We start from the raw sequence: 25,708 nt of genomic DNA, 5'->3' as shown, positions 1-25,708 counted from the left end.
GTTCATAAACGGATTATATGACCTGATTTGTGGCATGTCAACAACTGATTACAAAAAAATGCCTCAAATTCAGGATGCGAAAGGGAGCCGATTCAGGTCCGTGGAAGTACATGGTAGACAAACGTAAAAACGACCTTTCTCAAAAGAAGAGAAAGGTCGTTAAGAAAATAAATATAGCTGTTTAGCCGATTAATTTACGGAATAAGCTACGTACAGCCCACTTGCGCTCACTTCGTTTGCGGTATTTGGGCAGGGAACGATAGACGGCAATGGACTGGTTAAAGGCTACAGTGGCTTCATCCTTGCGTCCCAGCATACGGTACATCAAGCCTGTCAGATAATAGCCCTCACTGGAAGAAGACTGAATCTCCTGAAATTGCTGCAGATAATGAAGTGACTTATTTACGTCACGTTCTTTGAAAGCAGCGGCTAAATGCAAATAAGGCTCACCGTATTGCACCCGCGGGTTAATGTCCAGTGCTTTCAGTAAATCCTGTTCTCCATCCTCCAGATGGTTTGTGTGAACTTCAGCCGTTCCCCGTGCGTTCCAATAGTCTGCTGATTCTTCATAACGGGATTGAATTTCCAATAACAGCTCCAAAGCCTGAGGATATTTCTTGCTTTCGATCCAGATACGAGCCAAATCGAACTTGGCAGCCACATCGTTGGCGTTTAGCGTAATCTGTTGGCGCAATCGAGCGGCATTGCGTCTTCTTTTCCATGGTTTGCTGATGCTGGGCAATACACCGACAAAGCTGCGATCTAATATATAGATCACGATTAGGAGTACGAGCATTGCCAAAAACGGGTTGCCAAGCAAACTCCATAGTAGAGAGAAAATTAAAAATTTCCCAATCATTCTGCTCCAATCCTCCTGTGCATGTAACAATCCATACTTTCCACATTATAGCATAGGGTCACTTTAAGGGTGATTAGCATGATGAGATTTGGAAGGATGGTAGAGGGGGCGAGAAGAAAAATACTTATTTGTGATGCTCGATGTATAGTTTTACGAGAAAAGGAACCTTTTTTTATTCCCGCCAAAAGGTTGAACAGTCTGCCTTATCCAAAATATTAAACTCGATCATTTTCTCAAGTAATGAGAAATCAACTGGACTATCCCACTGGATACGTACCAACTGCTTGGTGTGATCATAGCCAGCCTGCACAATTAACTCCGAAAAATGATTAATCCCTGCCTTTTCAGGGGCAACGGCCAAATGATGTTTGGCTACGCTAAAGCCAATAATAAATGTGCCGTGATCCGTAAACATAGGTTGATTCCACGCAATTTTTGCCATTAAATTTGGAAACTTCTTGGTTACCCAAGCCAAAACCTCTTGCGTTCGGGCCCGATGTTGGGGGTTATCAATATGCTCTAAATATTCTGCAAAAGCTTCCATGTTGTACCCTCCTTAATTAAAAATTATATCGTGCAGAAAAGTTCCTCAAACTTATTTCTCATTAAATGGTTTAAATATCATTTTATCGCAGTAACATGTTTCTCAAGGAGTAATTGTCTGTTGAATAATCAAAAATATATTTAGATATAAAAAACACCGTTTATGTCCTGTTATATTCCTCAGCAAGAATAGAGTACAAACATGAATCATGAAACTCGCCTTTATAGTACCAGTGTTCACGCATCAAACCTTCACGTTGCATTCCGATCTGTTGCATAACCTTCTCAGAAGCCTTGTTTTCTGGACGACATGTTGCATAAATACGGTGGACAGCAAGTGTGCTAAATCCAAAGTCTAGTAACGCTCGTGCTGCCTCTGCTGCATAACCCTTCCCTTGATAATCTGGATTCAAAACGTAACCCAATTCTGCATTAGTATCTTTGACATGAATACCCATACCGCCGATCAGGATTCCATTATTTTTCAGACAAACGGCTAGTTCGTAGTCTTGTCGTGGCTGTTCCTGCTGCGAAGCTAAAACTTGTTCTATATATGCCTTTGTATCTTCTTCTGTATTCGGTCCCCAGGCTGTATATCTAGTAACTTCAGGCAATGACGTGTACGTATGTATACTTTCCCAATCAGATCTGAAAATATCACGAATGATGAGCCGGTTTGTCTCAAATTGCATAATTATTTATTCCTCCTGTCTATAGTCAAAAGACTCTACCTAGTATTTCAAAACGATTAATACCTCAATCCAATTTTTTAAGCGAACGTAGTCTTTAAACGTTATGACCTCCATTTTACAATGAATCCAGACCTTTTGCCGCCTGAACGCAATCCGCAAGGGAGCGTCCGGCAAAAGGCAATTAGAAGATAATGAATGTGGACTGGAATAGCCTACTGTTACTGGCTATCTGGTTCGTCCTAAAACAGCCTGCGCGCTGTTACGAAACGTTTCTGCCATTTATCGTCAAGCGTGTCAAAATGAACGCCGCGTTCTTTGGAGAATGTATGCAGCAATTTGTTGTTCCCTGCATAGATAGCCACATGGCCGATCTCTAGCCCGCGTGCGCTGAAGAACAGCAGGTCGCCTTTGCGCAGCTCGTTCAGCCCGACCTCCCGCCCTTCTTTAGCCTGATCGTAAGAGACACGGGGGAGGTCGATAGAGAGCGTATGCTGGAACACTTCCCCCACAAAAGAAGAACAATCAAAGGTCGATGTCTGTCCGGTTGCTGCGCCGAATTCATAAGGGGTACCGAGAAATTTCTCTCCGTAGGCGATGAGTTCATCTCCCTGCCGTTCCGCCAGGGATGGGCTGGAATAGTCGCTGTATTTTGGTTTTGCCGATATGTATCCGGTCAGGTTGTCTTTAGTGCGCACTTCCAGCCAGAGAGCATTGACCTCGCGGATGACGTGAACCTTTTCGCTGGCTGGAATAAGCCGCAGGGAAGGGGAAGCTCCCGATGAATCCGGTTCGCTGCGCAGGTTGACCCTGGAAAGAACTGTTGTGAAAAAATCGTCCCTGGAGGCAATCCGGATTGTCCGGGTAAGGGCATCCCACTTCACTGTGCTCCCAAGTGCTTCGCTCACAAAACGCAGTGGAATCATCGTGTTGCCCTCAACGATCTGTCCCGGAACATTCAGGGACAGCGTTTTGCCGTTTAGGGTAGCAACGAGTTCCCCGATGTGGTAGGTCAGCACCGTGTCGGTTTTGGTTGCTGTTACGGTTTTGCTGAATCCGTTCCAGGAAAGCACAGCTCCTTGCGCCTCAAACAACTGACGCATGGGGACGAGCGTTGTCCCGTCTAGCAGCAGCGGCTCGGCGGCAAGCTGAAGCGGGTGGTCATCCACATAAACGGTCGTCACTGGAGTCAGCGGTACCGACTTCGCATAAGACGGGTTTGCTTGGAGCAGCGATACTGCCAGCAGAGCCAGCAATACTCCCTTGTTGATTGTCATGCTGTCATCACCTCGTTGTTAATGTGTTCATCTAAGTTGTACGAGGCTTCCTCCGATTAGTTGTGTACCAAATATTGGATTCACTAAAAAAACAAAACAAACAAAAATAAAACCAATAAATATCTGTGTTTTATTATTGACATCAAAATAAAATAAAGATAAAATTATAAATGTGAAATATTTCACTTTATAGAATAATTCCGTATTTAGCGAGGCAACAAGAAGTGAATCCTTTAGGAGGCCGATTTTATATGAGCGCACATGTATTTTTTGTACCATCTATCAATCTTATGGGAACAGGCTGTTTGCATGAAGTTGGGCCGTATATAAAAGAACTGAATTTAAACAAAGCTCTAGTCGTTACGGATAAATTTTTGATGAAGAGTGGCATTGCAGGCAAGGTTACATCTTTGCTGGATGATATTGGATTGAACTATGCGGTATACGATGAAGTAAAACCAAATCCGACCTGTAAAAATGTACATGATGGTGTTCAGTTTCTGCAAGAAAACGGATGTGACTTTTTAATTTCGATTGGCGGAGGATCACCACAGGATACGGCTAAGGGAATCGGCATTATTGCTACCAACGGGGGACATATAACCGAGTATGAGGGCGTTCATAAATCCAAGCACAAATCGCTTCCTATTGTGGCTATTAATACCACAGCAGGAACATCGGCTGAAATCACGATCAATTATGTCATTACGGACGAAGAGCGCAAGGTCAAGATGGTTATGGTTGATAAGAATAGTGTAGCTACGATTTCGGTCAACGACCCTGAGCTGATGGTAGACAAACCCGCCGCATTAACGGCAGCTACAGGGCTAGATGCTCTGACCCATGCTATTGAAGCTTTGGTTACACCAGGTTCCTATCCTGTAACGGATGCCACTGCGTTGGCAGCAGTAGAGATTATTTTTAATCATTTGGCTCGTACAGTGAGCAACGGTCATGATATAGAAGCACGTGAGCAAATGGTATACGCTATTTTCTTGGGAGGACTTGCATTTAATAATGCCGGATTGGGTTACGTTCATGCGATGGCGCATCAGCTTGGCGGCGTATACGATTTGCCTCATGGTGTTTGCAATGCCATGCTGCTGCCGATTGTGGAAGAGGAGAACGCCAAGCATGTACCAGAGAAGTTTCGTGCCATCGCTAAGGTCATCGGTTTTGAAGATAAGGGGAAAACGGATAAGGAATGCGCTGACTATGTAATCCAAAGAATCAAAGACCTGTCGAAGGAAGTGGGGATTCCTTCCAAACTTTCTGAACTGGGTGTAAATGAAGTGGATTTGGATCTGCTTGCCGAGAACTCAATGAAGGATGCTTGCGCTCCGGGCAATCCGTTCATACCTAGCAAAGAACAAGTTATCGAGATGTTTAAGAAAATTCTTTAAATAAAAGATGCAATTATTTTACTAAATACTATAAGGGCTGTCCCAGGAACTGATCGAAGTATACTGGGAACGGCCCTTTTTATTCGCATTTTCTGCTAAGAGATTTGTGAGACTAGAGATAAGACAACCCCATTGAAGATTAAAGGCACAGCTCTCTCGGCTAAATCTGTAGGAGACTCTTTTTTTCCTTCCACATTCCAGCGAAAGGTTACACCATAAATGGACCAGCTTAAAATGGTCGCGGCAAGTTCTAACGTTCTTTGGTCTGTATTATTGGCTTCTCTTGTTATGAGTTGAAGTATGAATTGCTCTAATTGATTCTTAATATGTTCTTCCAGGATCGGTGCCACTGAATTATATTTATGAACGCATTGGTTACTTGAGTCGTGATAGTCACATAACGAAAGAATAAGTTTCTGAATGATCTCCTCCGACAAACGTGCCTCAGCATCAATCCTCTTGATAACATACTCCAAAAATGCGTCTGACAAAAGGGTTTCAAGCAGTGCATATTTATCTTGAAAATGTGCATAGAACGTGGCACGGTTAATGGTGGCTTTTTGGGTAATGTCATTGATCGTAATCGTGTAGAAGTCTTTCTTATTTAATTGGTCAACGAATGCGTCGAGAATTAATCTACGTGTTCGAATGACGCGCGGATCGTTTGGGTTGGGTGAGGTTACACCAGGCATCCTCAAGACACTCCTTTCAGGTAAATTAAATGATTCCCCCATTATAAACATGTGTTGTTTTGTCAACAAGTGAGTTTAGATATACAACAATTTTATAACCCTTTTGGTTAAGCAACAGAATGAACATTTTGTCGGTTGAATGATAAATTAAACATTGCTAACATTTCACTTGCACCCCGTTTGATGGTGCACGAGCTTTTTATATATCGCTAAAAACGATAAAAGAAAATGGGGAGGTACAATCCTTGAGTAATCAACCGCAAAATGTCCATTCAACAGAAGCTTTATTTCAACCTTATACCATTCATAATCTGACCCTACAGACTCGTATTGTAATGCCGGCAATGGGCCGCGCTTTTTCACCAAATGGTGTGCCAGGACCGGATGTAGCCGCTTATTATCGCCGTCGCGCAGAGAATGGTGTAGGTCTTATTATTACTGAAGGTGCAGTAATTGACCATCCTGCTGGAACAAGTGAGCCGAGGATACCTAATTTTTATGGAGAAGCGGCTTTAAACGGTTGGGCTGAAGTGGTCAGACAGGTTCATGAAGCCGGTAGTAAAATTTTTCCACAGCTTTGGCATATGGGGATGGCTCGCCCTTTGGGATCTCAGCCGAACCCAGAAGCGCTGTCGATTGGTCCATCAGGGCTGGATCTGGAAGGAAAAAAAGTGACCGAGCCGATGACAGAAGAAGAAATCGTCAAGGTCATTGGGGCCTATGTCGATGCAGCTGCGAATGCAAAACGATTGGGCTTTGACGGCGTTGAAATTCACGGAGCGCACGGCTATCTGGTTGATCAATTCTTTTGGGAGAGAACGAACCAACGTACGGATCGCTATGGTGGCGATATCATAAAACGTGCACAATTCGCCATTGAGCTTGTGGAAGCTATTCGTGCTGAGGTTGGCCCTGATTACCCTATTGCCATGCGCCTATCCCAATGGAAAATGAATGATTACAACGCAAAGCCGTTCGATACACCGGATAAACTGGGGCAACTCCTGAATGTGTTAGTACAAGCGGGCGTGGACATCTTCCATTGCTCGACACGTCGCTTTTGGGTACCTGAATTTGAAGGCTCCGATTTGAGCTTTGCCGGATGGGTGAAGAAGCTGACTGGAAAAACCACGATTACGGTTGGCTCTGTAGGTCTGGATGAGGATTTTGTAAGTTATACGGAAGGGAAAGGGGCAGGACACCAAGATATTAATGAACTTCTGGAACGGCTGGACAACAATGAATTTGATCTGGTAGCTGTTGGGCGTGCGCTTCTGGGTGATCCTGCATGGGCTACAAAAATACGTGAAGGCCGAATTCATGATCTTCAAACCTTTACACCTGAGGTACTTCAAACGCTCAACTAAAACATATCATACTTCCAATATCTCTTTAAATAAACAGTGTAAGCCAAAATACTCAAAGTCAGGTAAGGAACTTTGGTGTTTTGGCTTTTTTATGCGTCTGCAATAGTAGTCCACCATGAACCATTTTAGATTAAGTCATATTTGCTTTAAAGTTTTCTTGGGTACTCAAGTATTGAATTTTCTTTAAAAGCTGCTCCATTTAACAAGCTCCTATCTATTTTAGATTTCATTATATCAAACTTAATCCTAGTTCTTTGAATCATTCATATGCTAAAACCAGATCAGACTGAAACCAACACTTGATATATATAGATGTCTATGTAATAATGCTTGTATGTTAAAAAATAATGCAGCTGCACTGATAGGAACCATTAGAGACTCGATCAATAAATTGATTGTGTCTGAGCTCGAATCGAATGGAATTGAAGGAATTGTTCCTACTCATGGTGGAATTCTAATGTTCCTTTATCAAAAGGACGGGCTTTCCATTAAGGAATTGACGCAAAAAATTTCTCGTCAGCAACCCACTGTCACTGTTTTGATCGACAAGCTAGTGAAGTTGGGGTATGTCGAAAGAAAAAAAGAAAGGGAGGATAGTCGGGTTACCTTGATATTTCTGACCGATAAGGGAAGAGAGATAGAGCCTGTATTTGAGATGATCTCCAATAGATTAAAAGAAACCATCTATGGTGGTCTGAAAGACGAGGAAAAAGAACAACTGGAATATCTGTTAGAGCATGTAAAAAACAGATTATAATTTTTTTTTTTGAATAAATGCATAGATATCTATATTAATATCAAAATAACAATAAAACTTCTGGAGGTTATTTAAATGAAACATCTTATCATCTATGCTCACTCTAACGCTGAAAGCTTTAATCACGCGATACTCGAAACGGTTGTAAATACTCTGAAAGAAAAAGGTGACGAAGTCGTTGTACGTGATCTATATGCCCTTGATTTTCAACCTGTATTAAAACCTGAGGATACTGCCGCTATGAGAGCAGGGCAAACTCCGGCTGATATCAAAGTGGAGCAGGAATACATCTCACAATCGGATACAATTACTTTTATTTCTCCCATCTGGTGGACAGGTCTTCCTGCCATCCTGAAAGGTTACGTTGACCGTGTATTTGCATACGGATTTGCATATACGGCTGGTGCGGAAGGGATTAATAAGCTGCTTACAGGTAAAAAAGGTTTTATCGTGAATACACATGGTACTCCCAACGCGATCTACGATGAAATCGGTATGACCGCAGGATTGAAGATCACATCAGATACGGGAATTTTTGATTTCGTTGGAATTGAATCCGTCGGTCACTTGCTGCTTGGAAGTATTGGTTACCTTGATGAAGATGGTTATAAAGGACTGCTGAAGCAAGTCCAAGACACGGTTAAAACGGTGCTGTAAAGTCAGTTTATGTTCTCTTAGAAACGTAAGACATTCTTTAAATGATGAGGTCAACCCGTATTTAGTGGTTGGCCTTTTCTTATAGTGCTTATATATCTCCAACATCCCGGTTCATAGATCTTTTGAATTTGTAATAGCATCTTGGGGCAGATATAACTGGACATTCAAGGGTGGTTGAAGCATGACTCTATGATCTTTCGACGGTTTTGGAATGTCCCTCTACGATTAAGTACATGTAAACGTCAATAGGGTCCTCACGTTCAATTTTAAAACCAAACCGTTCATAAAGACGTCTGGCTGAGCTTCCTTGCAGAACATTTAAGGTTACATGTTTTCCTTTTACATGATTTTGTTCTAGCAGATTTTTTAATATTTGACTGCCGACTCCTTTACCTTGGTAACTGGGATGAATATAAAAATGCTCCAATAAATAACCGTCTAATCTCGGTTTAAAAGCTATGCAGCCCACAAAAGAAGAGTCTTCCTCAATGATCCAGGTATGGACAGAATCGAATGCATCACGAAAGCGTTGACGAACTTTCTCTTCATCAAACCTTCCTAATCTGGTTAAATCGTTCCGCAGTACAATCGCCCGTAAATTAGCAATGCTTTCAATATCCGAATTGTGGGATTGGCGAAGAGTAAACCGTTTCATCTTATGTAACAACTCCTTTACCGTAAACTGGCAAGAGGTGATCAAGCGTATTTTTTCTTATTCGACGCTGAGCTCATTAACCCTTGTATTAAAATTCACAAATATTTCATTGTTATTATCGTGGGCAATTCATTATAGTACATAGTATTAATAGTTAACTGTATGTATTATGTGTTTTGCGGAGGTTCACTATGAAAGATTATGAACTAAGGGACGAATTGAGAGAATCCGTTAACCGGATTTATGACATGGAATTATTCAGTAGCCTGACGGAGCTTGTTCAGGGGGAAAACCATGTGCTTCAATATTTAGTTCAGCATCGGGATGATGAAATTAATCCTTCCTTGCTCAGCGATCATCTGCATGTATCCAGATCAAGAATTACGGCAGCGCTTACGGGATTAAGGAAAAAAGGCTATGTGACTATGGAAATGTCTGAGCATGACAGACGACGAATGTGTGTAAGGCTCACAGTAGATGGTGAATCGTTGATCAAACAGAAGCAACAGAGAATTGAGGGTTATTTTGAAGCGCTTGTAGTAGGTTTGGGTGAGAAGAATGTGAAGGATTTTATACGGTTAATTGAGCTTTCTTTGAGTATTATGAATGCGGGTTCTATTGAAAAATAACATAATGTGAGGGTGTACCGGGTGAGATATAAAATAATAGCAGACAGCTGCTGTGATTTAACGAGAGAGCTTAGAGAAGAGATGCAAGTTACTACAATTCCGTTAAATATGACGCTGGGAGATAAATGCTTCGTAGATGATGACACATTGGACTTGCCTCAGTTTATGGAAGAAATGAAAGCCTGTACAACCAAAATTGGATCCGCATCACCGTCACCTATGCTGTATAAGGAAGCCTTTCAAGGTACGCATACTTCTTTTGCCATTACATTATCCAGCAACCTGTCCAGTTCGTATTCCAGTGCATTGGTAGGAAAAGATATGGCGGAAGAAGAGGGGGCGGATGTTCATGTATTTGATTCGAAAAGCGCTTCGGCTGGACAGCTCTTGTTAGCTCTAAAACTACGCAAGCTAATCGACGAGGGCTATCATAAAAGCGAAATTATTTCTTCCTTGGAGAGCTTTATCAGCAAGATGAAAACGTACTTTGTTTTAGAAAATCTGGATAATTTGGTTAAGAACGGACGAATGAATAAAATCACTGGAAAGATACTTTCACTCTTGCATATCAGGCCTATTTTAGGCTCGGATGGTGACGGGAATATCGCATTTTTTACTCAAGCACGCGGTCAGAATCAAATTATCGAAAAGCTGGCAGATACTATTGAAAAAAGTGGCCGGGCTACCGAAGGAGAAAGCATCGTCATTACTCACTGCAATAATCCTGGGCTGGCGGAAAAATTAATGAATGCGCTGAAGAAACGCTATCAATTTAAAGATATTCATATTGTGTCCACCAGAGGGATTAGTTCAATGTATGCCAATGACAAAGGGATCATTATGGCCTTTTAAAAATATTCAGGGTTTATCCTCGCTGTATGGATAAACCCTTTTTAGTACACTGAGACTTTGCGGGAGTTCAAGCCTATCTCAATTTTTTAATGAGGACAGAAGCGTTTATACTGGCTTGAGTTCCTCCGGCTTGTGTTTGCAGGGTAACAGCAGTAGTAGAGCTATGGTTTCGCAGAGTAAGGACGTCACCGCATGCCAGAGCGAGGATAGCTTGCCCTGTGTTCTGTTGTGTCCCGGCTCCTGAGCCGTATACAGTTCCCACAGCCAGTGCGCCATTAATAAAGATAGCGAATTGGTTAGGTTCCACACCGGACACCGAAAAGTGAACTTCATATTTTCCAGCATCGGATACAGCAATCTGTGTAGTTCCTGGAACATGAGCAATTCCAGGTGTAAGTATACCGTTCGTATCCAAAATGACATCCCCTTCAATCGGAACAACTTGGGGCTTCACATTATAAATATAACCGAACTGCGCTAAATCACCTATGGTTCCAGGATCCCCTTCAGGCCCTAAAGCGCTATGATTAATATTCACACTTACAAGTTGCTTTTTGACGATGATATCTTTTCCAACCCCTTTCCGTTTCGAGCGGACTTTTCTCTTTGGGGGCTTCTCCTCAAACTTTTTTTCTAACTTATCAAACCAGGCACGGACAAAAACATTTTTTTTACGGCCTTTTTTTCGTTTTAATTCAGGATGACCCAATACAAACACCTCCATATGGTTTGTTGTATACTACTCCATTCATCTAGAGGAGGCATGGATATCTGTCCTGTGATTCATAGGAAACGATCTATTTTGACTAAAAACGGGCTGCTGTACAAGGTGCATTCGTCTAGTATGTAAAAAAGCACCTTTGAATGTGCACTTGGATGACAACCAAGGAACAGACAAAGGCGCCAGTAGAGACGAGTCTCATGATGAAGCGGTTTGAAGCCGTTTTTTGCGCACATATAGGGCGTACAAGATGCCCCCAAGCAGGCACAGGATACAGGCGAAGCCTGCCAGCAACCACGCTGATGAGACTGCTCCACCACGGTCCATGCTATTTCCGAGCCATAAAGGCAGCAGAGCTCCCCCAACTCCACCTGCGCCGATAAGCAGGCTAGTGGTAGATTCTTCTGTACCCGGCATCATTTTGCTGGCAAAAACAAGTGCGATGGAGAAGATGCCGGACATGCCCAGCCCCAGCAGTACAATAAGGATAAAGGCGCCTTCAGTCCCTTTGATCAGCGGGAACACGCACAGCAGCACGGTCGCTGCCAGTGAGCTCAGGGCGACAAAGACACCGTAGCCGTATCGATCGGCAATGTAGCCTGTGAATAACCGGCCGGTAGCCATTGCTAACCAGAAGCAGGTGACACTAAGTGCTGCTTCGGCTTGTGTGAGACCCAGCCGTTCGATGAACATGGAGGGCAGGAAATTAGCCAGGCTCATCTCTGTCCCTACATAGATAAAGAAAAAGACGATAAATAGTGCAAGTAGCTTCCAATTGCCTATAGGGCTACCCTTAGAAGCCTCCACCGTGGGGGATTTGGGTGAGTTAGTGGAACGCGTATGGTTGTCACCTTGGTGTTCCTGTTGGTCTAATACAGCGTCCAGCGTGCCGAAGGACCCGCGCAGCCAAGCTATAATGGTGATGGCTGCAAACATGGAAATGATGGGAAAGGCCAATCGCCACCAACCGAGTGCAATGAGCTGGCTGGCGATAGCGGGCATAGCCAAAGCGCCAATCCCAAAAAAGACTTCCAGACGGCTCATAGCCGCGCCCGTTCCTTGAGTAATACCGCTGATAATAATAGTGCCAATGAGTGTTTCTACCATACCGAAGCCAAACCCGGCTGTTGCCCCGACGGCATATAGCCAACCCCAAGGCGGCAGCAATGAGTACAGCACTTCCGCCGCGCATAGCAGGAGCAGGGCGAATACCAGACTTCGGCGTTTGCCGAAACTCCGGGCAAGCCACGGCGACAGCAGGACTCCAGCCAGAAAACCGGAAAATTGAGCGAAGATTAGACTTCCGCCATCCGTATAGTTTCTACCGTAATGCTCTAACAACACAGGCAGTAGGGAGCCTACAACCACGTGTGCCAGGCCGATTAAAAAATAAGATAAGCTGCCGATCCATAGCAGTCGTTTCATGATGAACTCCTTTGATACCTAGATTTGACTCATGCGGCAAGCTAAACTGCATGAGTCAAATCTGAGTGATTATGATAGCTCCAGTACATGAAAGCCGTAGCCTTCAATAGAAATTTCTCCTTCCAGGTATTTACCGCTGATCAGCTCATTCCCTTTCTGATCATCCAGATGATATTGCTGCGTCTGGGCGTTATGATTCAGAACGAATAGATATGATTTTCCATCTTTGGTCCGTACAGTGGCTTCTACACCCGCAGGAGCGCGCAGCAGGGATGGAATCCCTTTTTGCTCACAAATGTAGCCCAGCAGGCCATCAAGGAAAGCTTCTTCAGGGTCTGAAGCAACGTACCATGCCTCACCTTGACCGAAACGATTGCGTGTCAGCACTGGCATGCCCTGATAGAAATCATCGCCGTATTCTGCCAGCACCTCGGCGCCTTCGCTATGCAACAAGTCGCAGAGCAGACCGCATTTATATTCACCTTGTAATACGCCCACCTTTTCTTTCAATACAATGCGATTGTGTGATTCCGGCAGAAGGGCGTCAATTTCTTCCACCCAGATCCCGAGCAAGTTACGTAGTTTACCAGGATATCCTCCGGTTGTGACCAGATCGTTTTCATTTACAATGCCACTGAAAAAGGTCGTTACGAAGGTGCCGCCATGCTCTGTGAACTGTTCCAGCTTCTCGGCGGTACCCGGCTTGACCATGTATAGTACAGGCGCGATAATGAGATCATATTTCTGGAAATCTGCATCAACAGAAACCAGGTCTACCTGTACACTCCGCCGGAAGAGGGGAGTATAATACTTGTGTACCTGATCCATATATTTCAAGGCAACAGAAGGGCCACTTGATTTTTCCAAAGCCCACCAATTATCCCAATCGAATAAAATGGCTACTTTGGCATTAACGGTCGCGTCAAGTAGCCTGTTGCCTAATGCGCCAAGCTCACTGCCAAGCTGTGCCACCTCGCGAAATACACGTGTGTTCTCATGCCCGGCATGCTCAATGACGGCCCCGTGGAATTTCTCACAAGCGCCGATCGAGCGGCGAAGCTGGAAGAACATGACCGTGTCCGCGCCATGCGCGACTGCCTGATAGCTCCATAACCGCATAACGCCGGGCCGTTTAAGCGAATTATACGCCTGCCAGTTCTGCTGGCTCGGTGTTTGCTCCATCAGCATAAAGGGTTGCCCATCCTTCAATCCGCGCATCAGATCGTGCGCCATCGCCGTATAGCTTATCGGAGTATTGGCCCCGGGATAGCTGTCCCAAGATACAATATCCATGTACTTAGCCCATTTAAAATAGTCCAGTTGCTTAAAAAAACCCATCAGATTGGTCGTTACCACGGCATCGGGAACATGTTTTTTAATCGCGTTATATTCCAATAGGTAGCAATCCAGCATACTGTCTGAATTGAAGCGCGCATAATCGAGGGATATGCCCTGAAAGCAGGAGTGATTTTCTCCCCAATGCTCGCTCAGATTATTTGGCGGTACAATTTCATCCCAATCATAGAAGGTGTGACCCCAGAAGGAAGTATTCCACACCCGGTTTAGCTCTTCCAGTGATCCGTATTTTTGCTTGAGCCACACCCGGAATGCGGCCGCGCAGTTATCACAATAGCAATCCCCGCCGTACTCATTGGACACGTGCCACACGAGGATCGCGGGATGGTTTTTGTATCGTTCTGCAATTCGATCAGCCATCTGCTCCGCGTATTTTCGATACGTTGGACTGTTCGGACAGGAGTTGTGGCGGCCACCGAATTTCCGCTTCCGTCCGTCAGCGTCTACCCGGAGAACGTCGGGGTAGCGGGTAGCCATCCAAGCAGGGTGCGCTGCCGTGCTAGTAGCTAGACAAACGAAGATATCGCTTTCATAAAGACTGTCAATCAATTGATCCAGCCATTCAAAATGATATGTGATTTCGTCGGACTGAATTTTGGCCCATGAGAATACGTTGACCGTGGCGATATCAATCCCTGCTTGCCTGAACATCCGTAAATCTTCCTGATGCGTGGCCTCATCCCATTGCTCAGGATTATAATCTCCACCGTAAAATACTTTAGGAAGTTTGCTGCTTATCATGCCAATCACCTCTGTATATAAGAATAATTCTATCTTATAATACAAATAACTGCTTTTAAATATAATAAAATGAACGTGTATATAACAATATGGATCTACATGAAGAATATATACCCGCATACGCCGGAGGTGCTTTTTATGATTTTAACTCCCCATCATTTAAGATTTTTCCTGACTACGCGTGAGCACTCTTTACCCCTTTTTATTGAAAGTATCGGATTTAACAGCAGGCAGGAGGATGTGTCCCGTCCAGAGGGTTATCCGTGCTTTCACTGGATTCAGACGGTGTCTGGTGAAGGGATGTTTACATTTAAAGGGGGGACCTTCCGTCTGGGAGAGCAGTCCGGGGTTCTGCTGCTGCCCGGGGAATCCCATGCATACAGACGGGCGACCAAGGTTTGGCGAACGTTATACATTACATTTGACGGCCCCATCGCCGCTGCTGTATTGACTGCACTGGGATTGAAGCATACGCGTGGGTATCATTGGGACCCGGATAGCGAGCTGCACAGCTTTGGGGAAACTATGCTCCATTCCATGGTTAGTGAACGTGATTTGTCTGGATTAGATGCTTCGGCCAATATGTATCGTTTTCTGACTCTACTGCGTAAATATGGACAACATAGCTCGATGCCTTCCCTATCCCATAATGTGGAACGTTTAACCCCTGTACTGGCCTTTATGGAGCAAAATTATGCCAGTCCAGATGTGGGCCTAGGTGATATGGCAGTTATGATGAATGTCAGCTCCCGTCATTTAAATACATTATTTAAGCAAGCGTTTGGTGTGACTTCTTATGCTTATCTGATTGTAATTCGGCTGCGGAAGGCCAAGGAAATGATGACGGAATATCCGCAATTAACAGTAAAGGAGATTTCGGAGCGAGTAGGATTCCGAGATGCCAGTCATTTTGTGGCAACTTTCCGCCGAGCTGAAGGAATTACCCCGGAAAGGTTCAAATTACTGTATACATAAGGGTATTTTATCGAAATACTCTTTCTTACTCGGGAATGCTCTTTTTAGGGAGCATTCCTTATTGTTTTTTTCAGGATGAGGGAGTATAAAATAATAGTTCATTTGTTTCATCAAACTGATGTGCAGGTGACATAATAAACATAAGATCCATAGTTCTTTTGCAAAACCCTCATCCAAAGAAGGAGTCAACGAAATGCTGAGTAAAGTCAAAAGATTATTAATCGGTCGTCCGCGAAAGTCGACGGCCCTTGAAGATGAGAAACTGAATAAGCTCAAGGCACTGGCCATTCTGTCCTCAGATGCCTTGTCCTCTGTAGCTTACGGAACGGAGCAAATTCTGCTGGTTTTAATTACAGCTGGCTTCGCTGCCCTATGGTATTCCATTCCTATATCCATTGCGGTATTGGGTTTGCTGATCATTCTGATCCTGTCCTATAGACAGACCATATTTTCCTATCCTGGTGGTGGCGGAGCGTACATTGTTGCACAGGACAATTTGGGAAAGAGTCCGAGTCTGATTGCAGGTGGTTCTTTGCTGGTCGATTATATTCTGACGGTAGCAGTTAGCTCATCAGCAGGTACAGATGCCATTACATCTGCGTTCCCGTCGTTACATGATCATCGGATCGCCATTGCTCTGATTATGATTATCTTTTTGACTATTATGAACTTGCGCGGGGTGACAGAATCTGCCTCGGTGCTGGCTGTACCGATTTACTTATTTGTTGTTGCTATTTTTGTTTTGATTATTAGCGGTATCATTCATTACGTGGCAGGGGGAGCTCATGCTGCAGCACCGCAATTTGGAGCTACGGTATCCAACGTCAGCCTGTTCCTGCTACTGAAGGCGTTCAGCTCGGGTTGCTCGGCGTTAACTGGGGTAGAGGCTGTCTCGAATGCCATTCCGAACTTCCGCAAGCCAGCTGCCAAAAATGCAGCAACTACACTAATGATGATGGGTTTGATTCTCGGGTGTATGTTTATCGGAATTAGTTTGCTGGCTTATTGGTACGGTGTTCGTCCTAATCCGCATGAAACGGTCATTTCGCAAATTGCGAACGCCACTTTTGGGCGCGGTGTGATGTATTACATCATTCAGGGCGTAACGGCGCTCATCTTGTTTTTGGCGGCGAATACAGCCTATTCGGCCTTTCCATTGCTTGCTTTTATGCTTGCGAAGGACAAATACATGCCGCACATGTTCATGGTTCGTGGAGATCGGCTTGGATACTCTAATGGTATCCTGTTTCTGAGTATCTTCTCGGCATTGCTGGTTATCGTATTTGGCGGAAACACAGAAAATCTGATCCCGCTTTATGCCGTAGGGGTATTTATTCCGTTCACGCTCTCGCAACTTGGCATGATGATTCGCTGGATCAAGCTCAAACCGCCAGGCTGGATCGTCAAACTTGCTATTAATACGGTTGGGATGCTGACCACGCTGTCGATTACGCTCATCTTTATTTTCACCAAATTTAGCCAGGTGTGGGTAATATTTATCTTTCTGCCTTTGGTTCTGTATTTCTTTATGAAGATCAACAGGCATTACAAAAATACGGCTGAACAACTGCGCATTGATATTACCAAGGATAAACCTATGGTGAAAGGCAATACGATTATTATTCCGGTGGCAGGTATTACGCGAGTCGTTATGAATACGATCAGCTATGCCAAAACCTTGTCGGATAATGTGGTTGCCGTATATGTGGGTGTGGATGATGAGGCGATTCAAAAAATGGAACAGAAGTGGGAAGAGTGGGACGTGGGCATACGTTTAGTAGTGCTGAGATCCCGTTATCGCAGCATCATTAATCCGCTCCGCAAGTTCATCGATACAGTAGAGTGGAAAAAAGCAGACGAGGACCATATCACTGTTCTCATTCCACAATTCATCACCAAGCACTGGTGGGAAAATATTCTACACAATCAGACCAGCTTACTGATGAGAGCTTATTTGATTAATTACAAAGACGTGATCGTAACGACCGTCCCTTTTCATTTAAACAAATGAGGATTTTGCAAAAATCCCATAAGCGACTTCCGATGAACAGGATATAGATCGAAATGCTTTAGTTCGTCTATATCTTGCACTTCGGAGCGACTGGAATCGAATTTTGCAAAATCCTGAAATAAAGTCACTGCCAATTAGCCCATACTCATTTGCGTGAGCTGACTATAGCAAGGACAAAATGAACATCTTTTGGCCGCATTTCTTTGCGGTCGGAGGGTGTTTTTTTGCATAACGGAGATATTTACTTTGGTGATACATTTTGTGTATTATAGATACGAAATGTATCATTCGAAACTGTTATGGAGGGATACGATGCCCGAAGCCAAGGGGAAAATGGAAGATGACAAGCTGCAATTTGTAGATACGCTGAGGGCGCTGGCTATTATTGGAGTTTTACTTGTGCATGTCAGCCAGCATGTAGACGGATTAAACGGATGGTTGCAAAAAGGCTTGAGTATAGGAGCTAAAGGAGTCGCTTTATTTTATATGGCCAGCGCTTTTACACTATTTCTGTCCTTGAGCAGACGTTCAGGTGACAAGAGGGAAAGAACTTCAGCTTACCTGTTGCGTCGTTTTTTTCGAATTGCTCCTTTGTATTACGTGATGTTAGGAATCTATTTGGTTGTGAACGGGACAGGTCCACGATTTTGGCTTGGAGATCAGGAGGGAGTCACTGCCGCCAATATCGCAGCTCATTTCCTGTTTTTGAATGGTCTGAATCCGTACTGGATCAACAGCATTATTGGTGTGGAATGGTCCATTGCGGTGGAATGTATGTTTTATCTGTTTATCCCCCTATTATTTAAGCTGATCCGATCAATCCGCCATGCGACCTGGTTTGTTGTGATGGCACTTGTGGTAAGCTTTGGGCTAAATGCGGTATTTGCTCAATATCCATGGATTAATGATCACTCTTTATGGGGGCACTATCTGTATTTATGGTTTCCGAATCAATTGCCTGTCTTTGGACTAGGTATATTGTTGTTTTTCATTTGGAAAGACGAGCGGCATTGGAAAAGTATAGACCGGGTCAGTGGAGGTTGGCTGCTGGTTTCTGTGCTATTTGCATTTTTTGGAGGTATGACCGATTATCTCATAGGTATCGGGTTGCTGCTGGGAGCGTATGCTTTGTATCACTGGCAGCCGATCTGGCTGCTTAATCGGGTGTGGTCATGGATCGGCCGTCTTAGTTACAGCATGTATTTGACGCATATGCTGGTTCTGGGACTAATCGTACAGGTTAAACTACCTTTTGCTCCCCTAGTCAGCCTCACACTTATGTTTATCATGACGTTGCTATTCACCATCGGACTATCCTGGTTTACCTACTCGTGGATTGAACAGCCCGGCATCCGTTGGGGGAAAAAGCTTATCTCACGTATGAAGTCTGTGCACAAGCAGGGAGATTCGGTCAAAGAAAGTGTTGCCTAAGCTGCAACTTGAAACAGCATCCGATAACATTTGGTTGAAGTGCTTGAATAAATCTATGAAATAATTGAAAAGACCTCTTGAAAAGTAGCTCCCAGCCCTTTATATTCGATGTACATCCAAGTTTTTGAATACACCGATGAGGTTTGTTGGAATTGTAAAGGAGATGCACGCATGCTTTTGAAGCCAATCGGCTTTTTGCTTTTCTCCACGCTTGAGGGAGTAGCTGTTTTTGCGCTGATTTTGAGTATTTTTAAAGTTAAAATGACCCCTTATCTATGGCAGGCCATTTTTGTTAACCTGATTATGAATTTGCAAAGTTATATGCTCCGAGAGGAGTTTTCCTTTTCGTATTTGGTGCCTGTCGTAAATATGCTGCTTTTTATTTTTTTACTTGCTACGGTCGTGAAGATTCCGATTGTGTGGTCCGGTATTATGACGGTTACAGGTTATTTTGCATATGCCGTTGTTCAGTCGGTATTCCTAAAAGTCATGTTCGGCAACCTTCCGGTTTCTGAGCTGCAGGATGGGTCCTTGAAGGGCTATCTGCTACAAGTGGTAAGCGCGGCAGTAGGACTGCTTATTTCATTGATGTTGTATCGAAAAGGGATCGGCTTTTCCCCTAATTTCAAGAAGCTAAAGTTCAAAGAGGAATATGGCATTGTCATCACGCTGATTATCCTGTCGCTCATTTCAACTTCTATTGTGCTCTACTATAACGAGGTATGGTTAAATATGATATTTTTTGCACTGGTTTCGGGATTTTTCATCTATTATGCAATCGGAAAGGAATACCGGGATGATTGAAGCGATGGCTTTCAAACTTGCTAACCAGATCAAACGTACTGTGCCTGATCATCCGGCCTCTGTCGCGGTACTTAAATACGCACTTGCTCTCATTCTGAATGCGTCCATGATCATCGTGTTAACACTATTCGCCTCAATCTTCACGGGGCGGATGGTAGAGGCTGTAATGATTCTCGTCGCTTTCGCCCTGCTGCGCCAAATATCAGGAGGCATTCATTTGAAAACGGGCATGGCATGTGTGTTGGTGACCTCAGCAGCTTTTACTTACATATCCTGCATGGCCTTAAATAGTTGGTGGACAAACCTGTTTACCGGAATAGCTCTCATTCTCGTTTTATGTTTTGCCCCGTCCAGAATTGAAAAGCAGTCGCGCATTCCAGTACAATTTTATCCCCTCTTGCGACTGTTATCCTCCTTGCTTGTATGTACTAATTTTGTAATCGGTTCCTCTGTAGTGGCTATTGCTTTTTTGGTCCAGAGCCTAACATTGATCCGGGGAAGGAGGTGAGTGGAATGATGAGGAAAATGGTATATGGATTAGCTACATCGTTGTCTATGTTTGCAACATTTGCTGTATCAGTGGCGAGTTACGTGTATGTTTATCAAGGGGATACACCCGAGGAACTGCTGAAATAAACAAAATGCCGAAATAGAAAAATGATACATAGAGCTGCTATTAAGCAGCTTCTTTTTATGCAAAAAAATCAGGCGCTCCATTAAAGAGCGCCCGAATGGGAGAGGAGAAACCGGACGAAGAGCTTATGGGGAAACGTAAGTCTTCTCCGCGGTTGTCTACGACATTGGTTGAATGCCGATATCCTAAGGATGCCCAGGGAATGGTTTTTTATACCTGCCTCATCCTAAGTTTTTCAAACGGCGGTGCATGTGGTACGATAGCGTCATAATCTTATATGGTTATGAACACATATAGAAAATAGGTGAGTTTCAGCGTGAGAGTGGTATCGGGTAGTGCCAAAGGAAGGCCGTTAAAGGCAGTTCCCGGCACAGGGACGCGGCCGACCACGGATAAGGTCAAGGAAGCGCTATTTAGCATGATAGGTCCTTATTTTGATGGGGGAGTCGCACTTGATCTGTTTGCTGGCAGTGGTGGCCTGGGTATAGAGGCGCTTAGCCGGGGAATGGACAAGGCTGTTTTTATTGATATGGAATCCAAAAGCATTGATGTCATTAAAGAAAATTTGCGAAAAACTGGATTGGAAGGACAGGCTGAAGTGTTCCGCAATGATGCCGGACGAGCGCTCAAGGTGCTGGCAAAACGTGGAGCTCTTTTTGATGCTGTTTTTCTGGACCCACCCTATCGTCTCAAACACGGAGATGAATTAATGAGCCGTATGGCTGAGTTGAACTTGCTTCGTTCAGATGCAATCATCGTGCTGGAGTATGAATCGGGACATGAATATCCGGAAAGCTTCGGGCCGTTCGAACAGGTCAGAAAAGCAGTTTATGGTGAAACGGCGTTATCTATTTATCATTTTGCAGCCGATGTTTTGTCGGATGTCGTAGAACATACAGAAGCCGAAGGGGTCAAATTCGGCATCAGCGAATCAGACGGGGAGGACCATCATGATTGAGCACAAACCACGTATTGCTGTATATCCGGGAACTTTTGATCCCGTGACGATGGGGCATCAGGATATTATTCAAAGAGCAGCCAGACAGTTTGATCTATTGATTGTCGCGGTTCTTAACAATATTAGTAAAAATCCGCTGTTTTCACTTGAGGAACGAATGGAGTTACTGCGAACGGTAACTCGCGATATCCCGAACGTTGAAGTGGACAGCTTCCGTGATCTGACAGCTAATTATGTACGTCAAAAAGGGGCCCAGGTTATTGTCAGAGGAATTCGGTCGGTGACTGATTTTGAATATGAGCTACAATTAGCCTCTACAAATCATAAGCTGAACCCGGATGCGGAAACGATCTTTATGATGACCAATCCAGCTTATTCATATCTGAGTTCCAGTATGGTGAAGGAAATTGCGCATTTTGATGGCAAGGTTGTAGATCTGGTGGCACCGGAGGTGGAAGACGCACTGCGTGCGAAGGTCAACGCGAATCGTGGCGGCTCCACCATGAAGTCATAAAGGAAAAGGCCAGCAGGGTAACTATAATTGTACCTAACAGTGCAATGGACAGTACGGTTAGTTGCCAGGGGTACATAGATGTTCCTTCAATTTGTGTTAATAAGCCGCTGGCTCCGGCCATGACAGGATGCGTGGCGGATTCATTTACGCTTTCCGCAAAAGAAGACACAGAACTGCGACTGACGTAAGCGGGAGTTGTATTGCTGAAGATGCGGCTAAGCGGGACCCATGTCGCCAAGGTAAGTCCAAAAGCAATGATCCCATGGAGCACTCGTGACAGGGTGAAGGTGATGCCCTTGTCGGAAGGCCTGGTGACGGCGGTAATTTGAAGCCAGCCGCACAGGCCACCCCAGCCCAACACAGCACTGATCAGGGCTGCTTGTGTACGGAGATCAAAGGGCAGACGGCTGATTTCATAGGAACCCAGATGGATTTCCATCCAGGCAGGCCATATGAAAGAAAGCGATCCTTGGCCTGTATATATGGACAGCAGTCGAATCAGTACGGAAAAGAAAATAATGAATCCACCTGTCACCATCAGCGTCTGTACAGCATGGGATACGGTTTCGCCCAACAGTTTTCCGAAACTGCGGCCGTCCCGTTCTCTGGCAGAGCGGGTAGCTTCCCATGCGGATCGGATCAGGGAGGGAGAAGTACGGGAAACTGAGGTGCGCCGGAGGGCAGCTGGCGTTTCCCGTTTTTGCAATTCTTTGGACGGTACAGGTAGTCTGGCTGTGATCCAGCCTGCCAGCAGCCCGGAAATCCAGTGAACGGCAAGTAACATCACACCTGCGGCAGCATTGTGCAGTAGCCCTGTCCCGATGACGAGCAGGATGGTAATCGGATTGCAGAAATGAGCGATAGCGGTTAGACGTCGAAGCTGAAACGCGGTCATATCCTCCTGTTGTGCCCATTGGCGCACTGCTTCCGCAGCAGCCGGGAATCCTGCGGTCAGGCCGAGGGCCAACACCCAGCCGCTTCGCCCGGGTAGACGGAACCAGAATCGCATAAACGGCTCCAGCAGGACACCTAGTCCATGGACTAGACCAAAGGCGATGAGCATTTCGGACAGCATCAAAAAAGGCAACATGGCCGGGAAAATAATACTCCACCATAGCTTAAGGCCTTGAGTAGAGGCTTGAAATACTTTTTCTGGTGAGGCGACAACAGCCAGTACAAGTAAAATGGCTCCAAGGCCAAGCAGTACGGTTGTCCAATAAGGAGCGGAATGGGCTTCCTTTTGCATCAAAGAATTCACCTCTCATAAATATACTAAGGAGAGTCGGATGCTGTCTCCAGCGTTTATTCACGTTCGTTGTCTTGGGATAGGTTGTTCGTATACGTTGTCGTAAACAATGTATGCTTTTTCGGAAGGCTTGAGAACAGGTGGCGTAGAGGCACTTGGGTAAGATAGGAGAAGTTAGGCTGTAAGGGGGAGAAGCAATGAAACGAATAAACCGGAAAAGAGCTTTTTTTACAACCGGTTATGTCTTAATGCTGGCTGCAATGGTCTATGTGCTGGTCTATATGCCAACCCCTTATCTGATCTATGGACCAGGTGGGGCAAACGAGATCAAACCGATGGTTAGAGTCCAGGAGGGTGACAGCATCGAACGGGGGACTTTTATGATGACGACGGTATCGGCGCGTTATGCCAATGTTATCATGTTGGGCCTGTCCAAGTTGGACCGCAATTCGGAGATTCAACGCAAAGAGGATCGTCTGCATGGAAGAAGTGAAGACGAATATGCGGCAGAACAGGTATGGTATATGGGGGATTCCCAATCTTCCGCAATGGAGGCTGCCTACACCCGTGCCCATGTCCCCTATCGGATTGTGCCAGATTATGTGTATGTATTTAAGGTCCCGGGCTCGAACAGCGTGTTCGAGCCTGGAGATGAAATATTGGAGCTGAACGGAGTGAGGGTGACCGATAATCGTTCCATTCGGAAGGCTTTGGAGGACGAAAAACCGGGAACAATGGCTAAAGTGAAGCTAAAGCGTGATGGAAAGTTGCTGACCGTGCAAGCTCCCTTAACGACCATCAAGGACAGTGAGACGGGCAAGCAACGTTCTGGATTTGGCGTCAGTATTGCCACGGTACAGAAGGTACAGCCGAAGGATGGACGTAAAACGATTCATTTTACATCTACGGATGTTGGCGGTCCTTCGGCAGGGTTGATGTTTACCATGGAAATCTATAACCAACTGACACCAGGTGATCTGAGTAAGGGATATCGTGCAGCCGGTACGGGTACTATTGATAAGGACGGTCAGGTTGGAGCGATTGGTGGTGCAAAGTATAAAATAGTTGCTGCTGACCGTCAGGATGCGGATTTGTTTTTCGTCCCTGCAGATAATTATAAAGAGGCGAAGGCCAAAGCTGAGCAAATTGGAACCCGGATGAAGCTTGTTCCGGTTCGCAAGCTTGGCGATGCGCTGGATTATATGGAAAAGCTGCCCATCAAACCATAATGGGCGGTCGCAAGTAATCAGCATACATGTCGCGGATGGCGGGACGTGGCATCCCAGCTGCGTATATGGCGGCTGCGGCTGTATCCCAGTCCAGCTGAGGATGTGATCCGGCAGACAGCTTGACCCATACCGGAAGGGTGGCTGTCTGCTTCATACGTGCCAGCAGCTCGCGTCCAGCCCTGTTAAAGCCGAGCACGCGGATATAGCCCGGACCTTTCGCCAGCTCAGCCGGAGTCATATCGGTTTTGGCATGATTCAGCAAAATATGTGTACACATCCGCTGAAGCTTCGTACGAGTATAGCGCCTTGTCTTGATCGCGGCGAGCAGGGCCTCCACAGAAGGCTGGGGCAACGTGTACAGCGATTGCCGCAGACGATGCTCCAGCCCTTCGGTGACCTCGTGCAGCTCCGCCAGCTGCTGCGGGCTACGTGTGATCAGAGCGTTCAGCAGCGGCTGGCTGAACGCTTCCCAATGCAGCGGCGCGCGTTCGGCTTGCCACTCGCGCTGCAAAATCTCCAGTGTCGCCGCAGGTATGTACGGCGACGCGGCCTCAGGCCCGCCGTTCAGCAGCAGACGGCGGATGGCCGTGGCGCTGGCGATGACTCCGTCCGTAGGGGCCGCGGCTTCATGGTAGCCCGATCCCGTGCGGGCTACCGTGAAGGGCTTGATTGTGCTGCCCAGCCTTTCCAGCGCAATCAAGTAATGCAGCCCCAACGTATTGTTGGGCTGCTGCATGAGGGCGGCGAGCGCAGCGCCGTCCTCTCCTTCGGCCGCCAGCGCGGCTGCGGCTCCCGCGTAGGCAGCGGGATAGCTCGCGCCGCTGCTTAGGCGCTGCGCGATGCCGGCCTTGAGCTCGGCCGACTCTGCCGCCAGCACGCGGGCCAGCGCGCGCAGCGGGGCGATGTCTCCGCTCTCGCTACCGAAGCAGAGCGCATCGACGATGCCCGTCGCATGGAGCAGGGCGACCGCTCCGCGGGCAAACCATTCTGCAGGCTGGACGGCATAGGCCACAGGCAGCTCCAGAACCAGGTCCACACCCATGGCGAGTGCCATTTCGGTGCGGGACCATTTGTCTGTAATCGCGGGTTCACCCCGCTGAAGGAAAGGGCCACTCATCACAGCCACTGTGCGCTGTGCACCAGTGATGCGAAGAGACTCCTCCCAGTGATGGACATGTCCGTTATGCAGAGGATTGTACTCTACAATCATACCGAGTGTTTTCAAGACCGTATGTCGGCTCCTTTCTTAAAGTAACTTATTGGGTAACTATTTTGATAATAAT

Annotated in this window: 26 protein-coding genes; 15 read left to right on the top strand and 11 right to left on the bottom strand. The window is 45.6% G+C overall.

All coding sequences use genetic code 11. The features are described from left to right. Positions 1 to 181: 181 nt before the first annotated feature. The 4 genes from MHB54_RS02985 to MHB54_RS02970 all read right to left on the bottom strand — a co-directional run bounded on the left by MHB54_RS02985 (position 182) and on the right by MHB54_RS02970 (position 3,368). Positions 182 to 859 carry a tetratricopeptide repeat protein gene (locus MHB54_RS02985; RefSeq protein ID WP_069080043.1) on the bottom strand — a complete coding sequence of 226 codons (678 nt, stop codon included), beginning with the start codon at positions 857 to 859 and terminating at the stop codon, positions 182 to 184. Positions 860 to 1,031: 172 nt separating this feature from the next. Further along, the gene (locus MHB54_RS02980; RefSeq protein WP_023988136.1) at positions 1,032 to 1,403 is read right to left on the bottom strand and encodes an iron chaperone; all 372 of its coding nucleotides are present in this window, start codon (positions 1,401 to 1,403) and stop codon (positions 1,032 to 1,034) included. Between the two features lie 160 nt (positions 1,404 to 1,563). Next, positions 1,564 to 2,094, bottom strand: coding sequence for a GNAT family N-acetyltransferase (locus MHB54_RS02975; RefSeq protein ID WP_023988137.1), 531 nt, complete (start codon positions 2,092 to 2,094; stop codon positions 1,564 to 1,566). 239 nt (positions 2,095 to 2,333) lie between these two features. Next, on the bottom strand, positions 2,334 to 3,368 hold the full coding sequence (locus MHB54_RS02970; protein WP_069080042.1) for a C40 family peptidase: 1,035 nt from the start codon (positions 3,366 to 3,368) through the stop codon (positions 2,334 to 2,336). A gap of 251 nt (positions 3,369 to 3,619) precedes the next feature. Between MHB54_RS02970 and MHB54_RS02965 the strand changes: the two genes are divergently transcribed. Next, positions 3,620 to 4,771, top strand: coding sequence for an iron-containing alcohol dehydrogenase (locus MHB54_RS02965; RefSeq protein ID WP_025718549.1), 1,152 nt, complete (start codon positions 3,620 to 3,622; stop codon positions 4,769 to 4,771). A gap of 95 nt (positions 4,772 to 4,866) precedes the next feature. On the opposite strand, the gene MHB54_RS02960 is transcribed toward MHB54_RS02965, so the two are convergent. Beyond that, positions 4,867 to 5,463 carry a TetR family transcriptional regulator gene (locus tag MHB54_RS02960; protein WP_023988140.1) on the bottom strand — a complete coding sequence of 199 codons (597 nt, stop codon included), beginning with the start codon at positions 5,461 to 5,463 and terminating at the stop codon, positions 4,867 to 4,869. Positions 5,464 to 5,708: 245 nt separating this feature from the next. On the opposite strand from MHB54_RS02960, the gene MHB54_RS02955 reads away from it, so the two are divergent. From MHB54_RS02955 to MHB54_RS02945, 3 genes are all read left to right on the top strand, one after another. After that, complete coding sequence (locus MHB54_RS02955; RefSeq protein ID WP_028542748.1) at positions 5,709 to 6,830, top strand: NADH:flavin oxidoreductase; 1,122 nt, start codon at positions 5,709 to 5,711, stop codon at positions 6,828 to 6,830. 334 nt (positions 6,831 to 7,164) lie between these two features. Next, positions 7,165 to 7,587 carry a MarR family winged helix-turn-helix transcriptional regulator gene (locus MHB54_RS02950; protein ID WP_069080039.1) on the top strand — a complete coding sequence of 141 codons (423 nt, stop codon included), beginning with the start codon at positions 7,165 to 7,167 and terminating at the stop codon, positions 7,585 to 7,587. A 75-nt stretch (positions 7,588 to 7,662) separates the two neighbouring features. Beyond that, on the top strand, positions 7,663 to 8,244 hold the full coding sequence (locus tag MHB54_RS02945) for an NAD(P)H-dependent oxidoreductase (protein ID WP_028542747.1): 582 nt from the start codon (positions 7,663 to 7,665) through the stop codon (positions 8,242 to 8,244). A 187-nt stretch (positions 8,245 to 8,431) separates the two neighbouring features. Here MHB54_RS02945 and MHB54_RS02940 read toward each other — a convergent pair whose 3' ends face one another. After that, on the bottom strand, positions 8,432 to 8,899 hold the full coding sequence (locus tag MHB54_RS02940; protein WP_023988144.1) for a GNAT family N-acetyltransferase: 468 nt from the start codon (positions 8,897 to 8,899) through the stop codon (positions 8,432 to 8,434). Between the two features lie 191 nt (positions 8,900 to 9,090). Here MHB54_RS02940 and MHB54_RS02935 point away from each other — a divergent pair, with 191 nt between their 5' ends. Next, positions 9,091 to 9,528, top strand: a complete 438-nt coding sequence (locus MHB54_RS02935; RefSeq protein ID WP_023988145.1) for a MarR family winged helix-turn-helix transcriptional regulator — start codon at positions 9,091 to 9,093, stop codon at positions 9,526 to 9,528. Positions 9,529 to 9,549: 21 nt separating this feature from the next. Beyond that, entirely contained in the window at positions 9,550 to 10,380 is an 831-nt protein-coding gene (locus MHB54_RS02930; protein WP_023988146.1) for a DegV family protein, read from the top strand. Positions 10,381 to 10,453: 73 nt separating this feature from the next. Here MHB54_RS02930 and MHB54_RS02925 read toward each other — a convergent pair whose 3' ends face one another. From MHB54_RS02925 to MHB54_RS02915, 3 genes are all read right to left on the bottom strand, one after another. After that, positions 10,454 to 11,089 (bottom strand): hypothetical protein, encoded by a 636-nt coding sequence (locus MHB54_RS02925; protein ID WP_023988147.1) that lies wholly within the window; start codon positions 11,087 to 11,089, stop codon positions 10,454 to 10,456. Positions 11,090 to 11,299: 210 nt separating this feature from the next. After that, a complete protein-coding gene (locus tag MHB54_RS02920; protein WP_023988148.1) occupies positions 11,300 to 12,526 on the bottom strand; it encodes an MFS transporter in 1,227 nt (408 codons plus the stop codon). Positions 12,527 to 12,595: 69 nt separating this feature from the next. Then, a complete protein-coding gene (locus tag MHB54_RS02915; protein WP_264453896.1) occupies positions 12,596 to 14,623 on the bottom strand; it encodes a beta-galactosidase in 2,028 nt (675 codons plus the stop codon). A gap of 138 nt (positions 14,624 to 14,761) precedes the next feature. On the opposite strand from MHB54_RS02915, the gene MHB54_RS02910 reads away from it, so the two are divergent. From MHB54_RS02910 to coaD, 8 genes are all read left to right on the top strand, one after another. After that, entirely contained in the window at positions 14,762 to 15,598 is an 837-nt protein-coding gene (locus MHB54_RS02910) for an AraC family transcriptional regulator (RefSeq protein ID WP_076294885.1), read from the top strand. Between the two features lie 193 nt (positions 15,599 to 15,791). Beyond that, complete coding sequence (locus tag MHB54_RS02905; RefSeq protein WP_023988151.1) at positions 15,792 to 17,609, top strand: APC family permease; 1,818 nt, start codon at positions 15,792 to 15,794, stop codon at positions 17,607 to 17,609. Between the two features lie 312 nt (positions 17,610 to 17,921). Then, a complete protein-coding gene (locus MHB54_RS02900; RefSeq protein WP_023988152.1) occupies positions 17,922 to 19,040 on the top strand; it encodes an acyltransferase family protein in 1,119 nt (372 codons plus the stop codon). A gap of 171 nt (positions 19,041 to 19,211) precedes the next feature. Continuing rightward, on the top strand, positions 19,212 to 19,844 hold the full coding sequence (locus MHB54_RS02895; RefSeq protein ID WP_023988153.1) for a hypothetical protein: 633 nt from the start codon (positions 19,212 to 19,214) through the stop codon (positions 19,842 to 19,844). Next, positions 19,837 to 20,352: an accessory gene regulator ArgB-like protein gene (locus MHB54_RS02890; RefSeq protein ID WP_023988154.1), complete on the top strand. Its 516-nt coding sequence runs from the start codon at positions 19,837 to 19,839 to the stop codon at positions 20,350 to 20,352. The genes MHB54_RS02895 and MHB54_RS02890 overlap by 8 nt, the downstream gene beginning before the upstream one ends. A gap of 5 nt (positions 20,353 to 20,357) precedes the next feature. Beyond that, positions 20,358 to 20,480 carry a cyclic lactone autoinducer peptide gene (locus tag MHB54_RS02885; RefSeq protein ID WP_023988155.1) on the top strand — a complete coding sequence of 41 codons (123 nt, stop codon included), beginning with the start codon at positions 20,358 to 20,360 and terminating at the stop codon, positions 20,478 to 20,480. A gap of 314 nt (positions 20,481 to 20,794) precedes the next feature. Further along, positions 20,795 to 21,436, top strand: a complete 642-nt coding sequence (rsmD, locus tag MHB54_RS02880; protein WP_023988156.1) for a 16S rRNA (guanine(966)-N(2))-methyltransferase RsmD — start codon at positions 20,795 to 20,797, stop codon at positions 21,434 to 21,436. After that, positions 21,429 to 21,950 (top strand): pantetheine-phosphate adenylyltransferase, encoded by a 522-nt coding sequence (gene coaD, locus MHB54_RS02875; protein ID WP_013309846.1) that lies wholly within the window; start codon positions 21,429 to 21,431, stop codon positions 21,948 to 21,950. Before rsmD ends, coaD begins: the two co-directional genes overlap by 8 nt. Here the strand turns inward: coaD and MHB54_RS02870 are convergent. Further along, positions 21,913 to 23,196: a nucleoside recognition protein gene (locus MHB54_RS02870; RefSeq protein ID WP_023988157.1), complete on the bottom strand. Its 1,284-nt coding sequence runs from the start codon at positions 23,194 to 23,196 to the stop codon at positions 21,913 to 21,915. The genes coaD and MHB54_RS02870 overlap by 38 nt on opposite strands. A gap of 197 nt (positions 23,197 to 23,393) precedes the next feature. On the opposite strand from MHB54_RS02870, the gene MHB54_RS02865 reads away from it, so the two are divergent. Continuing rightward, positions 23,394 to 24,425, top strand: a complete 1,032-nt coding sequence (locus tag MHB54_RS02865; protein ID WP_023988158.1) for a YlbL family protein — start codon at positions 23,394 to 23,396, stop codon at positions 24,423 to 24,425. On the opposite strand, the gene MHB54_RS02860 is transcribed toward MHB54_RS02865, so the two are convergent. Next, on the bottom strand, positions 24,415 to 25,650 hold the full coding sequence (locus MHB54_RS02860; protein WP_264453895.1) for a nucleotidyltransferase: 1,236 nt from the start codon (positions 25,648 to 25,650) through the stop codon (positions 24,415 to 24,417). The two genes, MHB54_RS02865 and MHB54_RS02860, sit on opposite strands and share 11 nt — an antisense overlap. Between the last annotated feature and the right edge of the window lie 58 nt (positions 25,651 to 25,708).

Source organism: Paenibacillus sp. FSL M7-0802, from assembly GCF_038004945.1.
Taxonomy (GTDB): Bacteria; Bacillota; Bacilli; order Paenibacillales; family Paenibacillaceae; genus Paenibacillus; species Paenibacillus polymyxa_B.
The sequence above is the reverse complement of the archived record's forward strand: the minus strand, read 5'-3'. Positions and strand labels throughout refer to the sequence as shown.

Bases quoted from the DNA above. Each gene is read 5' to 3' on its own strand.
- MHB54_RS02965 (WP_025718549.1), top strand. From the start codon at position 3,620: ATGAGCGCACATGTATTTTTTGTACCATCTATCAATCTTATGGGAACA.
- MHB54_RS02895 (WP_023988153.1), top strand. From the start codon at position 19,212: ATGCTTTTGAAGCCAATCGGCTTTTTGCTTTTCTCCACGCTTGAGGGA.
- MHB54_RS02905 (WP_023988151.1), top strand. From the start codon at position 15,792: ATGCTGAGTAAAGTCAAAAGATTATTAATCGGTCGTCCGCGAAAGTCG.
- MHB54_RS02975 (WP_023988137.1), bottom strand. From the start codon at position 2,094: ATGCAATTTGAGACAAACCGGCTCATCATTCGTGATATTTTCAGATCT.
- MHB54_RS02885 (WP_023988155.1), top strand. From the start codon at position 20,358: ATGATGAGGAAAATGGTATATGGATTAGCTACATCGTTGTCTATGTTT.
- MHB54_RS02960 (WP_023988140.1), bottom strand. From the start codon at position 5,463: ATGCCTGGTGTAACCTCACCCAACCCAAACGATCCGCGCGTCATTCGA.
- MHB54_RS02945 (WP_028542747.1), top strand. From the start codon at position 7,663: ATGAAACATCTTATCATCTATGCTCACTCTAACGCTGAAAGCTTTAAT.
- MHB54_RS02980 (WP_023988136.1), bottom strand. From the start codon at position 1,403: ATGGAAGCTTTTGCAGAATATTTAGAGCATATTGATAACCCCCAACAT.
- MHB54_RS02915 (WP_264453896.1), bottom strand. From the start codon at position 14,623: ATGATAAGCAGCAAACTTCCTAAAGTATTTTACGGTGGAGATTATAAT.
- MHB54_RS02985 (WP_069080043.1), bottom strand. From the start codon at position 859: ATGATTGGGAAATTTTTAATTTTCTCTCTACTATGGAGTTTGCTTGGC.
- coaD (WP_013309846.1), top strand. From the start codon at position 21,429: ATGATTGAGCACAAACCACGTATTGCTGTATATCCGGGAACTTTTGAT.
- MHB54_RS02870 (WP_023988157.1), bottom strand. From the start codon at position 23,196: ATGCAAAAGGAAGCCCATTCCGCTCCTTATTGGACAACCGTACTGCTT.
- MHB54_RS02920 (WP_023988148.1), bottom strand. From the start codon at position 12,526: ATGAAACGACTGCTATGGATCGGCAGCTTATCTTATTTTTTAATCGGC.
- MHB54_RS02940 (WP_023988144.1), bottom strand. From the start codon at position 8,899: ATGAAACGGTTTACTCTTCGCCAATCCCACAATTCGGATATTGAAAGC.
- MHB54_RS02970 (WP_069080042.1), bottom strand. From the start codon at position 3,368: ATGACAATCAACAAGGGAGTATTGCTGGCTCTGCTGGCAGTATCGCTG.
- MHB54_RS02935 (WP_023988145.1), top strand. From the start codon at position 9,091: ATGAAAGATTATGAACTAAGGGACGAATTGAGAGAATCCGTTAACCGG.
- MHB54_RS02890 (WP_023988154.1), top strand. From the start codon at position 19,837: ATGATTGAAGCGATGGCTTTCAAACTTGCTAACCAGATCAAACGTACT.
- MHB54_RS02865 (WP_023988158.1), top strand. From the start codon at position 23,394: ATGAAACGAATAAACCGGAAAAGAGCTTTTTTTACAACCGGTTATGTC.
- MHB54_RS02900 (WP_023988152.1), top strand. From the start codon at position 17,922: ATGCCCGAAGCCAAGGGGAAAATGGAAGATGACAAGCTGCAATTTGTA.
- MHB54_RS02950 (WP_069080039.1), top strand. From the start codon at position 7,165: ATGTTAAAAAATAATGCAGCTGCACTGATAGGAACCATTAGAGACTCG.
- MHB54_RS02910 (WP_076294885.1), top strand. From the start codon at position 14,762: ATGATTTTAACTCCCCATCATTTAAGATTTTTCCTGACTACGCGTGAG.